Raw genomic sequence first — 13,488 nt, 5'->3', positions numbered from 1 at the left:
CGGGCCGCCCACGGGTGAGGATGGCCCCCGGCAGAGCGCTTCACCGGCCACAGTTGCCCACCGGGCGCTGAGAAGGGTGAAGGGCACTTGACGGGGAACTCACGTAGGGGCGGGCGGCCTGCTTTTGCCGCATAATACGGAGTCCGCTTCATTCCTGCACAGCCGTTCATTCCTGCACAGTCGGGAAAGTGCCGCCGGGAGAGTGCCGCCTGTGCATCCACACCGCGTGACCCGTAGTTTTTCCTCCTCGCATCCGCTCGGATTGAAGCTGAAACTGCCAGATCCAATCGGAATCCGTATCAGCGCCGGACGTTCGGGCTGGGGGGGGCGCTGGGAGCGCAGTGGCCGGAGCCGCCCCCTCATGACTGACCTCTGCTAACTTTTACTGACCTGAGGTTCCCTCAGCAGGTGAATGGTTTCACGTTGAGAAGACGAACAGCCGTGTAGGGTGCACGTTGTGCCTGTCGCTTCCTCCCGTCCCCTCCGTGCACGCAGCGCACTCGAAAAGACCCGCCGCCGCGACGATATTCTGCGGTCTGCCGAGCGGCTGTGGCTCTCGACGCCCTACGCCGACCTGAGCATGAATCAGGTGGCGCGTGAAGCCAAGCTCGCCAAGGGCACGCTCTACCTGTACTTCGACACCAAAGAAGAGCTGTTTCTGGCCCTGCTGCACGAGTACCTGCAGGGCTGGTTTCAGCGCTTCGGTGAGTTGCTCGGCGCCCAGCGGCCCCAGACGCCCCGTGAGATGGCGGCCACCCTGACCGACGCCCTGCACGACCAGGGTCACCTGCGCCGGCTGCTGCTGCTGCTGACCACTGTGCTGCGCAGCCACCTCGCCCCCGAGGTCGAGGCCAACTTTCGCCGCGAAACGCAGCAGTTGCTCAAGCAGGCGGTGTCGGCTATGCCGTATGCCCCAGAAATCAACCAGCAGATTCTGGTGCACTGCTACGCGCTCGCGGTGGGCTGGCAGCAGATGGCGCCCACGTTCGGGCAGGCACCGCACCCCGAATATCAGTTCGTCGAGGGCGAGGCGGCTTTTCAGCTGGCCCTCGAAGCCGTCATCGAACGGCTGGCGCCTCGGCTGGACTGAATTCTCTTCCCCGGCGCCTGCTCCCCGTCCGTCGGGGGTTTCTTGTCGTGTGGGCGTCTCACCTGACCGGACGGGGTACTGGCAAGGTCAGCGGCGAGGCGGCGGAATAGAGTGACTTCACCGACATCTCCCCCGCGCCAAGACTGGCCGCGTTCGCCCCCTGCCCGAAGGAGCCTGACCATGACACTCGAAGAACTGATGAACGCCCCCGCCCCAGCCTCGCGCTGGGTGCTGGAACGCGACTGCGCCGAAACCGGGCTCGACCCCGCCGACATCCGCGCCGAAATGCTGCGCCGCATCGGCGAAATGCGCTCGAGTGTGGAACGCGGGCTGCAAAGCGACGCGCGGAGCATCACCGGCATGGTCGGCTGGAACGCCAAGGGGCTGTGGGACGCGCCCGACGTGCTGGGGGCGCCGCTGCTCAAGCGGGTGCAGGCCTACGCGATGGCCGTCAACGAGGAAAACGCCCGCATGGGCCGCATTGTGGCCGCGCCGACGGCGGGCAGCGCGGGCACCATTCCGGGGGCGCTGCTGGGCGTGGCCGACCACCTCGGCCTGAGTGATGAGCAGCTCGTGGACCCGATGATTCTGGCGGCGGGCGTGGGCAAGGCGATTTCCAAGCGCATGTTCATCTCGGGCGCGGCGGGCGGCTGTCAGGCTGAAATCGGGTCGAGCGCGGCGATGGCGGCGGCGGCGGTGGTCGAGCTGCTGGGAGGCACGCCCCGCGCCGCCGTCCACGCCGCCAGCCTCGCGCTGATGAACACCATCGGGCTGGTGTGCGACCCGGTGGGCGGGTACGTGGAGGTGCCGTGCGTGAGCCGCAACGCCTTTTTCGCCGTCCACGCCGTCAGTGCGGCGCAACTGGCGCTGGCGCAACTCGAAAGTTTCATTCCGCCCGACGAGGTGCTCGGCGCGATGGCCTCGGTGGGCCGCCTGATGCCCGCCGCCCTGCGCGAAACGGCGGAAGGCGGGCTGGCGCAGACGCCGACGGGCCTCGCCGTCACCGCCCGTATGGAGGGCAAAGGCGAGGGCGAGCTGCCCGGCGGCATGGTGGAGTTGCCACTGGCGTAAGTGTCGATGGTGGACCGTTGATGGTTGATGGAGAAAAGAAGCCGGAACGCAGAAGCTCCGGCTTTTTGCAGTTACAGCATGCCCCGGTAGATCTCGTCCAGTGTCAGTGTTCGCCCGAGGCAAGCGACGTAAACTTCGCCCACGTCTCGGTGCTCGTGCATCTCCCAGCCGTTGCCTGCCCGGCGGTATTCCACGACATGCCGCTCGGACTGCGACACGATCAGGTAAGTCTGAAGACTGGCGATCCCTGTGTAGGCCGCGTATTTATGGCGGCGGTCAGTGTCGGCGGTGCTGCCTGACAGGACTTCCACCAGCAGGCAGGGTGAAGTCTCAGAGTAGCGGTCGTGGGGCTCGCCCCCGCAGACCAGCATCACGTCCGGGTAGAAGTAACTAGAATTGCCCGGAACATAGAGCTTCATGTCGGACTGATAGAGACGGCAGCCCTGGTTCATAGCGTCGGTATACAGGTTCCCGGCAATATTCATGCAGACGCGCACGTGGGCTCCGCTCGCTCACGCCTGAGCGTGTAGCGGATAGACAAAGCCGCCCACATACTCGCGCTTGTAGGGGCTCTGCGCCTCGGTCCGCAGATACTCGGCCTCGCTCATCGCTTTGGGAGCAGCGTCGGTCATGGGCACAGTGTAGCCAGTCGGGTTAAAACCGTTTGCCCCATTGGGCAGCGACGCGCAGGAACCCGCCCACAAGAGCGGCGCTCGCCGCCAGCACGGGCAGCACGAAAAAGCCTGCGTCGTCCACCCCTGGCGACATGGGCACCTGCCCCCAGCTCAGTGCTTGCCACAGCACCACCGTCAGCCACGCGGCAGGGAAATAAACGAGGGACGCCGCTCCTACTGTGAAGGGGGACCTTCCGCCGAACCCCAGGCTTAAACCCAGGCCGACCACGACGAGCATGACGCCGAGCCACAGTTGCGTGGGAGGCTGCACGGCGAAGCAAAGAACCTGAATCGCCGCCAGCGCAGCAAAGTACAGAGCGCTGAAAGTCATCTCCCACCACCAGAGGCTCCGGCGCGTCTCCGTGGCCCACTGCGTATCCGGCACGTTCGCTGCCTCATTCAACCTGGCTGCTCTCCACTCGTCACGCTTCATGCCAGTGCCCCCTTCAGCCTCAGCCGTTGGTTCTCTCCGCGCTGCTCGCGCGCCAGTCGCAGCCCGTCCTCAGTCAGGCGGTAGATATGCCGGGGCGGCTTGCCCGCGTGCGGTGACGCCTCCCACTCGGCGACCAGATACCCCTGCTCGTGCAGGCGCTGCAAAATCGGGTAGAGGGTGCCGCTTTTGAGCTCCGTCTGCTTGCTGAGATCGTACCCGTAACGGTGCGCCGGATACGCCGCGAGCAGCGCCGCCAGCACGGCGCGGGTGTGCGGACTGGTGTGGGGAACGCGAGCCATACTCCATTCTCTAGTTATGTAGAGTTTGAGTCAAGGCGAAAGGGGCGCGGCGGCCCCTTGCGTTTGCTTTAACTTGCCAGCGCCAATCGCTCCGGCGCCGCCTGCACCAGCGCGGGCGCCGGGGCGTACAGAGCGGCGGGCGCCCCCTCCTCGCCACGCGGCGTGACGAAGAAGAAGGCGAGGGCGAGCAGCACATACACCGTGAGCAGCAGCACGCCCTCGAACCAGGTGGCCTCGCCGTCGCGGGTGACGGTGGACACTGTGATGGCGACAGCCACGATGGCGACGAGTTCCAGCGGACTGCCGAACACCAGGTTCATCGGCTTGCCGATCAGGTAGGAAATCAGAACCAGCACCGGGGCCGTGAACAGCGCCACCTGAATGGTCGCCCCCACCGCGATGTTGATGGCGAGGCCGATTTTGCCCTGCCGGGCGAAGTAGCTGCCCGAAATGTACTCGGCAAAGTTGCCGACGACCGCCAGCACGATAATCCCCAGGAAAAACGGGCTCAGGCCCAGCGTCTGCGAGGTCGCTTCGAGGGCGCCGGAGAGAATCTCGGACATCCAGGCGATGAGCACGGTGGCCCCGACGAGCACCCCGACGGCCTTCCAGACGGGCCACGGGGCGACGTGCGAGTGCCCTGCGCCTTCCGCTGTGCTCTCTGCTGGGCCCTCCGCTGAGCCTTCCTCGGTGCCGTCATCGAGGGCGAAGATGTCCTTGTGGGTGACCAGCGTGTAGACGAGGTTCAGGGCGTAGGCCGCGATCAAAACCACCGCCACCGCGAGGCTCAGGCGCTCGTCGAGGTCGCTGCGCGCGAGGTCGCTTCCCGCCGCGAAGCCCGGCAGCCGCTCGGTGTAGTCGAACAGCGCCGGGATGAGCAGGGCGATGGTCACGAGCACCAGCATGGAGTTGAGCTGCCCGGCGTTTTGCCAGCTGAATTTCTGCCGCTGCCGCCCGACGCTGCCGATGAGGATGGCGAGCCCCAGCCCCAGCAGCGCGTTGCCGATGATAGAGCCGGTAATCTGCGCCTTGACGACCACCGCGTTGCCCGACAGCAGCACGAAAATGGCGATGATGAGTTCGGCGAGGTTGCCGAAGGTCACGTTGAGCAGCCCGCCGATAGTCTGCCCGACCCGCTCGGCAATCTGTTCGGTGGCCTGCCGCAGCCAGTCGGCGAGCGGAATGATGGCGATGGTCGCCGTGAAAAACACCCACAGCGGCGGCGCGTGAAAGACGTATTCCAGCAGCAGGCTGACCGGCAAAAACGCCAGCAGGAGATTCATCCACATACCGCGCAGTGTAGGCGGTGACGCTTCCCCTCCCTTTCGTCAGTTCTGTAGATTTAGGGGCCACCGCTCCGGCCCAAAACAAAGCGGGGGCGCAGGCATCAACCCCACGCCCCCGCACCTTGCCCAGGGCTTCAGCCGGCGGTGTTTTCCTGCGCGGTGTCGTCAGCTTCTTCCGCCTCGCCGCCTTCGGGCCGCAGCAGCGGGAACAGCAGCACGTCGCGGATGGAATCCGAGTCGGTGAGCAGCATCGCCAGCCGGTCTATGCCGATGCCCAGGCCCCCGGCGGGCGGCATCCCGTATTCCAGCGCGAGCAGGAAGTCCTCGTCCTGCGGGTGCGCCTCGTCGTCTCCGGCGGCCTGGCGGGCAGTCTGCGCCTCAAAGCGTTCGCGCTGGTCGAAGGCGTCGTTGAGTTCGGAGAACGCATTCGCCAGTTCGAAGCCCGAGCAGAACACCTCGAAACGCTCGGTGACGGCCTCGGGGCGGGAACGGTGCTTCTTGGCGAGCGGCGAAATCACGGCGGGGTGGTCCATCACGAACGTCGGATTGCTCAGCAGCGGCTCCACGAACTCACCGAACAGTTTGTCCAGCAGCTTGTAGCTCGGCACGCCCTTCCACTGCGGAAAGCGCTCGTCACAGAAAGCGCGCAGCCGGTCTAGGTCCAGCGGGTCGAAGTCGAGGCCCGGCACGTGCTCGCGCAGGCCGCCGAGGTAATCCACACGGGCAAACGGCGGGGTAAAGTCCAGCGTCTTGCCCTGGTACTCGAACTGATAAGAGCCGTGCACTTCCTTTGCCAGCCCGCTCAGCAGGTCTTCGACCAACTTGGCGATGTCGCTGTAGTCCGCGTAGGCCCAGTACAGTTCCAGCATGGTGAATTCGGGGTTGTGGGTGCGGTCGATGCCCTCGTTGCGGTAGACCCGCCCGATCTCGTACACCCGCTCGAAGCCGCCGACGAGCAGCCGCTTGAGGTACAGTTCCAGGCTGATGCGCAACTTGAAATCGTACGAGAGCGCGTTGTGGTGCGTCATGAAGGGCCGGGCCTCGGCGCCGCCCGCCGTGACCTGAAGGGTGGGCCCCTCCACTTCCATGAAGCCGCGTTCGTCCAGTTCGTTGCGGATGTACCGAATCATGCGGCTGCGGGCCTGGAACTTCTCGCGGGCGCCCTCGGTCACCATCAGGTCTACGTAGCGGCGCCGGGCGCGCAGTTCCTCGTCTTGCAGGCCGTGAAACTTGCTCGGCAGCGGGTGCAGGCTCTTGACGAGCGGCTGCCACTCGGTCACATGCAGGGTCAGTTGCCCGGTCTTGGTCACGAAGGGGTGACCCTTCACGCCGATAATGTCACCGAGGTCGATTTTCTTGGTGGCGTCGAAGCCGGCGGTGTCCTGCTTGGAGAAAAACAGCTGGATTTTGCCGTCCTCGTCGCTCAGGTCGGCAAAGGCGGCCTTGCCCATGTGGCGCATCAGGGTCACGCGGCCCGCGAGCGAGTAGCTTTCTTCTTCCCACTTCTGGCCGGGTTCCAGCGTTCCCCCTTCCCCTGTGCCCTCTTCTCTGGCAGGGTGAGCGGCGAACACGTCGCGGGCGTGGTGGGTCTGGGGGTAACTGTAGGGATAGGCCTCGAAGCCGGCGTCAACCTGCGCGTCCAGGTTATTCAGGCGGGCGATGGTCTGTTCGTGCAGCCCTTCCGGGCGGGGGGGGCGAGGAGCATCGGGCATAACGGCAAGTATAGGCGCTGGCCCCCGCCCGCCCTGGCAAAACCTTCATCTGTGAACCGGCTTTGACACTTCTCTCGTTTTTGGCGCGGGGCGCTGTGACACGCTGCCGCCATGCCTGACAAAGACGACAAGAACAAGGGCCACACCAGCGAGCCCCAAGACTACGACCGCAACAAGAAAGAAGTGCACGAAATCGAGCACGACGGCAAGCCTTCCTTCAAAGGCGTGAACGACCGCGAGGCCAACGCCGCCCGCAACACCGAACACGACAAGCTCAAGGAAAAGAAGGACGTGGAAGAGGCCCGCTCGGTGCCCGCTTCCAAGCAGGGCTGAGCCTGCCCCTCAAGCTCTAATCCCAACACTGACCGGACTGCGTGTCCGGTTTTTATGCTTCCTCACGCGCTCCGAAGGTCAGTTCCGCGTGCCCCGGCACCGCGAGGTCGGCGAATTCGCGCAGGCCGAGGCGGTCGGGCGCTTCGAGGTGGTAGCGGAAGTTCCAGAGGTAGTGCTGCACCACCCGTTCGGGCAGGCCCAATTTTTCAGCGTGCCGCTGCGACACTTCCGCGAGGTGCCCGATGCCCCGGCGCCGCGCCTCGCGCATGGCCTGAAGAAGGGCGGCGGGCGGCGGATTGTCCTTGCGATAGGCCCACACGGCGAAGGTGAAGGGGTGGCCGGTGAGGTCGAACCACTCCTGCGCGAGGTCGGTGACGGTAATGCCACGCCCCGTGTGCGGCAGGCTGGTCATGGTGCGCTCCGGCGTCAGGGGACCGACCACCCCGTACCATTCGCGCAAGGCGTCGTCGCCGATGCGGAGCACGCCGTCATACCCGGCGGCCAACAGCGACTCGGCGGTGCCCTCGGCACGCTCTAGCACAGGCGAGAGGCCCTTTTGCCGCAGCAGCACTTCCAGCAGCGCCACGCTCATGGCACTTTGCGAGGTCAAGGCCACCCGGCGCAGCTCCGGCAGCGGGCAGGTGTGAAAAAGATTGACCGAGTACACCGGCCCCAGCACCGCCACGCTGAAGTCGGGCAGGGCCGCGAGCGTGTCGGCGTGCCGGATGAACTCCACCGCGCTGACGTTGGCGATGTCCACCTCGCCCGAAAGCAGCGCCGCGTTCATCTGGGTGGGCACGCCAGTGATGGCTGTAACGCCCGGCGGCAGCTCCAGCGAATCCAGAATGGGCGCGACGTTGGTGAAATGAATCCACCCCGCGCGGTAGGGGTGTTGAGGGCCAGTAGATGATGGGTGATGGTTGGTCATGGGGTCCGTTTCAGGAGGTAAGAAAGGGCGGCGAGGGCAAAGGAAACCAGGGAAAGCAGCAGGAAGACGCGGCCTACCGCAGACGCGAGCGGGTCAGGAAAGTTGCCCGCGAAGGCGACATCATCGCGGAAAATGCCCAGTGAGTAGAGAAGCTGGAGCAAACGGTAAGAACTCCACAGCGCGGGAAAGGCTCCGGCCAGCAGCCCCGAGATGAGGAAGGCCATTCCAGCGCCGAAAAAGCCTGCGGCCAGTTTCACTTCTTATACCCCCAGCGCAGCAACATCAGCCCCGGTCCCAGCCAGAGCGCCAGCAGCGCAGCGAAAAGTAGAGCCACCACAAGTGGGTTTGCCGGAAAATAGCAGGTCCAGCCCGTGCCGGGGTGCCGGGCCGCCTGCCAGAGCAGGAGCCCCAGCAAAAGGGGAGCAGGCAATCACAGCCCACCGAGCACGCACAGCCAGGGGTGGGGGAAAGCGGGGGCCATCCCCCGAGTGTACGCCCGGCCTCAGCCCTAAGCGTGCAGCGGCAAGGTGGGGGCCAGCCAGACGCGGCCCGTGCCCCGGAACGCCTGCACGAAGCCTTCGCCGGTCTTGGCACTGCCCAGCAGACCCCGCGAACTGCGCTCCACGCTGAATTGCAGGCCGTCGGTGTAGGCCACCACCAGATTGCCGTCCACCTTCAGGGTTTCGTCCCGCAGCTCAAGCACCTGAAACTCGCCGGGCGGCACCGGACTTTGCAGCGCGAAGACACCCTGGCCGCTGAGTTTGGGTTGCACGCGGCCCTCACCGCTGCCCAGCATCTGCGCCAGCCCCCGGTTGACGTGGCGCCCCACCTGAATTTGTCCCACGCAGGCGACGAAAGCGCCGTCATCCACAATCAGGCTCTCGCCGCGCAGTTCGCCCAGCAGCAGATGCAGGCGCGTGGGCTCGGTGTAGGCGGTGCCCGCGCCCCGCAGCGCTGTCTTGAAGAGGCCCTCTCCACTGGAAGCCGCCGTTACTGCGCCTCGCAGCAGGCCGCCCAGACCGCTGCCGCCCGTTGCGTTCACGGCCTGCACCTCCATCCCGCCGCGCAGGTACTGGAGGGCGCCTGTTTCCAGCGTCGCCACCCCCTGACCGCTGCTGTGCACCGCCAGTTGTCGCCAGCGCGGTGGACGCTGAAACGTCTGGTGAAAGCCTGCCAGCGGCTTTTCCAGCGGCTCGGCGCTGTACTCCAGCACCTCTATCCGGTCATTTCCGCTGCGCACCTCGCGCTCGGTGCTTGCTGCCCAGGTGTAATCCATGACCCCAAGTACGCGGGGAGTCCAGTGGAGGTTGCCGCACAGTCTGCTTCGCCCACCGCTCTACCCTGCAGCTATGTCTGTCCCCACGCCCCTGACTGTCCGCTGCGTGACCGACCCGCAAGACCCCGCGCTCGCCGCCTTCGGGCGCATTCAGGAAGAGGTCTACTACGCCCCCGATATGCTGATTCCACCTGCCGCCTTTTCCCGCTTGCTGGCTGGGGGCCAGGACGAACGCCAGGACCGCATTCTGGTGGCCGAGCAGGGCAGCGAGGTGGTGGGCGGCACGATTTACAGCCTGCTGCCGGCGGCGGGCTTCAACTCGTTTATGGGCGTCTCGCGTGCGGCGCAGGGCCAGGGCGCCGGGCGGGCGCTGCACGCGGCCAGTCTCGCGGACGTGCGGGCGGCGGGGTTGCCGGGGATGTTTGCCGACAGCGTGCACCCCAGCCGCCAGAGCGCCGCCGAGCGCGAGGCTGAAGCCCGCAGTGGCAGCGACCCGTTCACCCGGCGTCAGCAGCTCCACGCGCTCGGCCTACGGACGGTGGACGTGCCCTACTGGCAGCCGGTGGGCGGTGAGAACGGCGGCCCGCTGAAGGACCTGGACCTGCTGTACTGCCCGCTGGACGGTGGCGAGACTGTTCCCCTGGCCCTCGTCACCCGCACGATGGAGGCTTACTGGCGCGGCTGGCTGGGGCCACAGCGGGCGGCTGCCGAGGCGCAGGCACTGGCCGAGCGGGCTGGAAATGCGGAGCGGGTGCGCCTGCTGCCGGGAACGGAGACGCCGGGGTACTGGGCGCGCTGACCCTCTAGCTCAACTCCCCAGACCTCAGCGTCTGCTCGCCCGTCAGAACAAAGGGCGAGCTGCCCTCCCTACACGAACTAGAGGCCTATCAACACGCGCCGAAGCCCCCTTCCAGCCTCCGTCAGCGCACCGGAACCATCACCCATCAACCTTCAGTCTGCCGCTTCCTCACCCGCGCGTCCGAACACTTCCAGCTCGTTGTAGTAGGCGTCGCGCAGCACCGGCACCCGGCCCGCCGACTGAATCATCTTCACCATGCCCGCCTGCGAAAGTGCCATCGGGGAGGTTGCGCCCGCCGCGTGGGCGATGTGCTCTTCCTGAATGGTGCCGTCGATGTCCGACACGCCCCAGTCGAGCGACACCTGCGTCAGCTCCGAGCCGATCATCACCCAGTAACCCTTGATGTGTGGGAAATTGTCGAGGTAGATACGGGCCACCGCGAGGTTGCGCAGGTCGTCGAGGCCCGTCGTGTACTCGGTCTTGCCGAGGTTTTGGGCCAGCGTGTTGCCGAGCGGCTGAAAGGCCAGTGGGATGAAGGCGTGAAAGCCGCCCGTCTGGTCTTGCAGCTCGCGGAGGCGGTGCATGTGGTCGAGGCGCTCTTCCAGCGTTTCGATGTGCCCGTAGAGCATCGTCGCGTTCGTCCGCATCCCCAGTTCGTGGGCCTCGCGGTGGATTTGCAGCCATTTTTCGGCCTTCACTTTGTTCTTGGCGACCTGCTTCCGCACCCGGTCGGCAAAAATCTCGGCACCGCCGCCCGGCATGGCGCTCAGGCCCGCCGCTTGCAGTTCGGCCAGCACTTCCCGCGTGGGCTTTTTGCTGATTTTGGAGAGGTGCTCGATTTCCGCCGCCGTGAACGCCTTGACTTGCAGGTCCGGGTACGCCTCGCGCAGCTTTTGCACCATCGCCGGGTAGTACTCCCACTTGTGATTGGGATGGTGCCCACTGCTCATGTGCAGCTCGGTGATGCCGGGCAGGTAGCGGCGGCCCACCTGCGCGACCACCTCGTCGGGGTCGTAGTCCCAGGCCCGCTCCTCACCCTTGCGGGCGGCGAAGGCGCAGAAGGTGCAGCCCACGTAGCAGATGTTGGTAAATTCCAGCCGCATGGAGTGGACAAAAAACACCTTGTCGCCGTGCAATTGCCGCTTTTGCAGGTCGGCGAGGCGCATCAGCGTGTTCAGGTCGCGGGTGTGAAAAAGCTGCATTCCTTCGTCGAACGTCAGCCGCTGCCCGGCCTCCACCTTTTCTACAATCGGCGCGAGGCCGGGGTCACGAAGCCACTTCATGAGGGCAGCATACGCCCGCGCCAGCAGACAAATGGGTCAGCAGAACGCTTGTGGCAAGGGAGGAACAAAAAAGCCCCCAGCCGCAGCCGGGGGTCATGACGCTTGAAGTTTGGGGCTCCCAATCCTCAGCGCGTCTTGGGGTCGAGCGCGTCGCGCAGGCCGTCGCCGAACAGGTTGAAGGCGAGGCTGAACAGCACGATAAAGATGGCCGGGAACGCCAGCACGTACCAGTAGTCGGGCTTGAGCCAGGCGCGGGCAAAGTCGATGAGCTGCCCCCACTCGCTGTAGCCGGACTCGAAACCCAGGCCCAGGAAGGACAGCGCGGCCACGCTCAGCGGCACGGTGGCGAGCGCCAGCACCGCCAGGGTAAAGACGGTGGTGAGTGAGTTGGGCACCACGTGGCGCAGAATCATCCTCATGTCGCGCGCACCTAGAGCACGGGCGGCGTCCACGTATTCCAGTTGCCGGGTCTTGAGGATGTCCCCGCGAATCACGCGGGCGTAGGTCGCCCAGCCGGTGATACACATGGCGAAGATGATCGGCCCGGTGGGGTCGCCCCCCGGATTCTTGGCGCGCAGGATGGTCAGGATGGTGACGGTGAGGACCAGCGGCGGCAGCGCGTAGATCACGTTGATGATGCCCTGAATCAGACCGTCCACCCAGCCGCCGTAAAAGCCGCTGATCGCGCCGATCAGGATGCCGATCGACAGCGTGATCCCCACGATGATGAACGACATCTTCAGCGCGGTGCGCGTGCCCCAGATCAGGCCGTAAAAGATGTTGTAGCCGTTCACGGTGCCGAACGGCGCGAAGGTGCCGGTGACCGAGCTCGCGGGGGCGGGCTCCTGCGCGAAGCTCACGCGCTCCATCTTGTAGCACTCGGGGGGGGACGCGAAGATCGCCTTGAGAGCGAAGCCGGGCTGGTAGATCTGGCCCTGCGTTTCCATGCCGAGGTCACGCAGGCAGTTGCCGGTCGGCTTGGCGATGAGCGGCGCGAGCAGCGCCATCAGGCCGAAGAGCAGCACAATGACAAAGCCCGTCACTGCCAGCGGGTTGCGGCGCAACTTGCGCAGGGCGGGGGAGGTCCAGAAGCCGCGGGCCGGGGCAGCCGCGGGGGCCACCGGAGTCGTAGTGGGAGCTGCCATCAGTCAAACCTCACGCGGGGATCGACGATGCCGTAGAGGATGTCGACCAGGGTATTCATCACGACCACGATCAACGCCGAGAGCAGCGCGAAGCCCAGCACGCCCGCGAGGTCGATCTGGAGCGCGGACTGCACCACCCACTGCCCGATGCCGGGGTAAGCGAAGATGGTTTCGGTGATCAGCGAGCCGCTCAGCAGGTTGATGATCAACAGGCCGCCGAGGGTAATCACCGGCAGCAGCGCGTTGCGCCGGGCGTGCTTGCGGTTGACCACGCCGGGGGTCAGGCCCTTGGCGCGGGCGGTGCGGATGTAGTCGCTGCTCAGCACGTCGAGCATCGAGTTGCGCATCACCTTGATGATGTCGGCGCTGCTGACGATGGCCAGCGTGGTGGCCGGCAAAATCATGTGGCGCACCACGTCCCAGGCCACGCTCCAGCGCCCGTTGAGCAGGGCGTCTACCGTCAGCATGCCGGTGTAGCGCTTCATGTCGGACACGGCGAACTGGTTGACGACCTCCAGTTGCCCCGCGCCCGGCAGCCAGCCGAGGTAGGCGTAAAAGATCGCCAGCAGCACGATGCCCAGCACGAAGGTCGGCAGGCTGTAGCCCAGGATGGTGAGCACGCGCAGCACCTGGTCGATGAATTTGTCCTTATTCAGCGCGCTGAGCGAACCCAGCCACACGCTGAGCAGCAGAATCGGAATCGCGGTCAGCAGCGTCAGCTCGATGGTGTTCGGCAGCCGCTCCTTGATGGTGTCGATCACGTCTTTGCCACTGGCGCGGGAAAAGCCCAGGTCGCCCTGCACGGCGCTGGCCGCCCAGCGACCGTACTGGACAGGAAAGGGGTCTCTCAGGCCGCGTTGATCGATAATCTGCTCGATACGCGCCGCCTGGTTGTCACCGCGGATATACGGGGCCGCCCGCTGCTCTGGCGTGAGAAGTTGCGTGATTCCCACCAGCAGCAGCGACAGCACCACCATCACCAGCGGGATCTGGATCAGTCGTCTGACGATGAAATTGATCATAGAAGCCTCAAGTTTGTCACTCTACGCCAATCAGCTGAGGGCAAGGGTGAAACGCCGGGCACAGGCAAGCGCCAATCAGCAAGAGGAGGCGGGGAAGAAGCCTGTCCTGGCCGGACCCTCTTCTCCCCCGCCCCATC

General features: G+C 65.6%; 15 protein-coding genes. 4 read left to right on the top strand and 11 right to left on the bottom strand.

Annotated elements, in window-relative coordinates:
- The first annotated feature begins 457 nt into the window (after positions 1-457).
- Entirely contained in the window at positions 458-1,090 is a 633-nt protein-coding gene (locus DR_RS01955) for a TetR/AcrR family transcriptional regulator (protein ID WP_227085984.1), read from the top strand.
- A gap of 180 nt (positions 1,091-1,270) precedes the next feature.
- Complete coding sequence (gene sdaAA / locus DR_RS01950) at positions 1,271-2,161, top strand: L-serine ammonia-lyase, iron-sulfur-dependent, subunit alpha (RefSeq protein ID WP_027479580.1); 891 nt, start codon at positions 1,271-1,273, stop codon at positions 2,159-2,161.
- Positions 2,162-2,232: 71 nt separating this feature from the next.
- Here the strand turns inward: sdaAA and DR_RS01945 are convergent, their stop codons facing one another.
- From DR_RS01945 to lysS, 5 genes are all read right to left on the bottom strand, one after another.
- Positions 2,233-2,658: a Uma2 family endonuclease gene (locus DR_RS01945; RefSeq protein ID WP_010887021.1), complete on the bottom strand. Its 426-nt coding sequence runs from the start codon at positions 2,656-2,658 to the stop codon at positions 2,233-2,235.
- A 157-nt stretch (positions 2,659-2,815) separates the two neighbouring features.
- Positions 2,816-3,166, bottom strand: coding sequence for a hypothetical protein (locus DR_RS01940; RefSeq protein WP_162177575.1), 351 nt, complete (start codon positions 3,164-3,166; stop codon positions 2,816-2,818).
- 98 nt (positions 3,167-3,264) lie between these two features.
- Complete coding sequence (locus tag DR_RS01935; RefSeq protein WP_010887019.1) at positions 3,265-3,567, bottom strand: PadR family transcriptional regulator; 303 nt, start codon at positions 3,565-3,567, stop codon at positions 3,265-3,267.
- Between the two features lie 68 nt (positions 3,568-3,635).
- Complete coding sequence (gene cax / locus DR_RS01930) at positions 3,636-4,856, bottom strand: calcium/proton exchanger (protein ID WP_010887018.1); 1,221 nt, start codon at positions 4,854-4,856, stop codon at positions 3,636-3,638.
- 131 nt (positions 4,857-4,987) lie between these two features.
- Positions 4,988-6,565 carry a lysine--tRNA ligase gene (gene lysS, locus DR_RS01925; RefSeq protein ID WP_010887017.1) on the bottom strand — a complete coding sequence of 526 codons (1,578 nt, stop codon included), beginning with the start codon at positions 6,563-6,565 and terminating at the stop codon, positions 4,988-4,990.
- A gap of 111 nt (positions 6,566-6,676) precedes the next feature.
- On the opposite strand from lysS, the gene DR_RS01920 reads away from it, so the two are divergent.
- Positions 6,677-6,898, top strand: a complete 222-nt coding sequence (locus tag DR_RS01920; RefSeq protein ID WP_027479581.1) for a hypothetical protein — start codon at positions 6,677-6,679, stop codon at positions 6,896-6,898.
- 52 nt (positions 6,899-6,950) lie between these two features.
- On the opposite strand, the gene DR_RS01915 is transcribed toward DR_RS01920, so the two are convergent.
- The 3 genes from DR_RS01915 to DR_RS01905 all read right to left on the bottom strand — a co-directional run bounded on the left by DR_RS01915 (position 6,951) and on the right by DR_RS01905 (position 9,102).
- Complete coding sequence (locus DR_RS01915; RefSeq protein ID WP_010887015.1) at positions 6,951-7,826, bottom strand: menaquinone biosynthetic enzyme MqnA/MqnD family protein; 876 nt, start codon at positions 7,824-7,826, stop codon at positions 6,951-6,953.
- Positions 7,823-8,083, bottom strand: a complete 261-nt coding sequence (locus DR_RS01910; RefSeq protein WP_010887014.1) for a hypothetical protein — start codon at positions 8,081-8,083, stop codon at positions 7,823-7,825. The genes DR_RS01915 and DR_RS01910 overlap by 4 nt, the downstream gene beginning before the upstream one ends.
- Positions 8,084-8,334: 251 nt before the next feature.
- Positions 8,335-9,102: an AIM24 family protein gene (locus DR_RS01905; RefSeq protein ID WP_010887013.1), complete on the bottom strand. Its 768-nt coding sequence runs from the start codon at positions 9,100-9,102 to the stop codon at positions 8,335-8,337.
- A gap of 73 nt (positions 9,103-9,175) precedes the next feature.
- Between DR_RS01905 and DR_RS01900 the strand changes: the two genes are divergently transcribed.
- Complete coding sequence (locus DR_RS01900; protein WP_027479583.1) at positions 9,176-9,901, top strand: GNAT family N-acetyltransferase; 726 nt, start codon at positions 9,176-9,178, stop codon at positions 9,899-9,901.
- Between the two features lie 152 nt (positions 9,902-10,053).
- Here DR_RS01900 and mqnE read toward each other — a convergent pair whose 3' ends face one another.
- The 3 genes from mqnE to DR_RS01885 all read right to left on the bottom strand — a co-directional run bounded on the left by mqnE (position 10,054) and on the right by DR_RS01885 (position 13,351).
- Positions 10,054-11,184, bottom strand: a complete 1,131-nt coding sequence (gene mqnE, locus DR_RS01895) for an aminofutalosine synthase MqnE (RefSeq protein WP_010887011.1) — start codon at positions 11,182-11,184, stop codon at positions 10,054-10,056.
- Between the two features lie 125 nt (positions 11,185-11,309).
- Positions 11,310-12,329, bottom strand: coding sequence for an ABC transporter permease (locus DR_RS01890; protein ID WP_010887010.1), 1,020 nt, complete (start codon positions 12,327-12,329; stop codon positions 11,310-11,312).
- Positions 12,329-13,351 (bottom strand): ABC transporter permease, encoded by a 1,023-nt coding sequence (locus tag DR_RS01885; RefSeq protein WP_010887009.1) that lies wholly within the window; start codon positions 13,349-13,351, stop codon positions 12,329-12,331. The genes DR_RS01890 and DR_RS01885 overlap by 1 nt, the downstream gene beginning before the upstream one ends.
- Positions 13,352-13,488 lie beyond the last annotated feature (137 nt).

The organism is Deinococcus radiodurans R1 = ATCC 13939 = DSM 20539 (assembly GCF_000008565.1).
Classification (GTDB): Bacteria; Deinococcota; Deinococci; order Deinococcales; family Deinococcaceae; genus Deinococcus; species Deinococcus radiodurans.
The sequence above is the reverse complement of the archived record's forward strand: the minus strand, read 5'-3'. Positions and strand labels throughout refer to the sequence as shown.

Coding starts and splice junctions, on each gene's coding strand:
- DR_RS01920 (WP_027479581.1), top strand. CDS start 6,677: ATGCCTGACAAAGACGACAAGAACAAGGGCCACACCAGCGAGCCCCAA.
- lysS (WP_010887017.1), bottom strand. CDS start 6,565: ATGCCCGATGCTCCTCGCCCCCCCCGCCCGGAAGGGCTGCACGAACAG.
- DR_RS01915 (WP_010887015.1), bottom strand. CDS start 7,826: ATGACCAACCATCACCCATCATCTACTGGCCCTCAACACCCCTACCGC.
- sdaAA (WP_027479580.1), top strand. CDS start 1,271: ATGACACTCGAAGAACTGATGAACGCCCCCGCCCCAGCCTCGCGCTGG.
- DR_RS01935 (WP_010887019.1), bottom strand. CDS start 3,567: ATGGCTCGCGTTCCCCACACCAGTCCGCACACCCGCGCCGTGCTGGCG.
- DR_RS01890 (WP_010887010.1), bottom strand. CDS start 12,329: ATGGCAGCTCCCACTACGACTCCGGTGGCCCCCGCGGCTGCCCCGGCC.
- DR_RS01900 (WP_027479583.1), top strand. CDS start 9,176: ATGTCTGTCCCCACGCCCCTGACTGTCCGCTGCGTGACCGACCCGCAA.
- DR_RS01940 (WP_162177575.1), bottom strand. CDS start 3,166: ATGACTTTCAGCGCTCTGTACTTTGCTGCGCTGGCGGCGATTCAGGTT.
- cax (WP_010887018.1), bottom strand. CDS start 4,856: ATGTGGATGAATCTCCTGCTGGCGTTTTTGCCGGTCAGCCTGCTGCTG.
- mqnE (WP_010887011.1), bottom strand. CDS start 11,184: ATGAAGTGGCTTCGTGACCCCGGCCTCGCGCCGATTGTAGAAAAGGTG.
- DR_RS01905 (WP_010887013.1), bottom strand. CDS start 9,102: ATGGATTACACCTGGGCAGCAAGCACCGAGCGCGAGGTGCGCAGCGGA.
- DR_RS01885 (WP_010887009.1), bottom strand. CDS start 13,351: ATGATCAATTTCATCGTCAGACGACTGATCCAGATCCCGCTGGTGATG.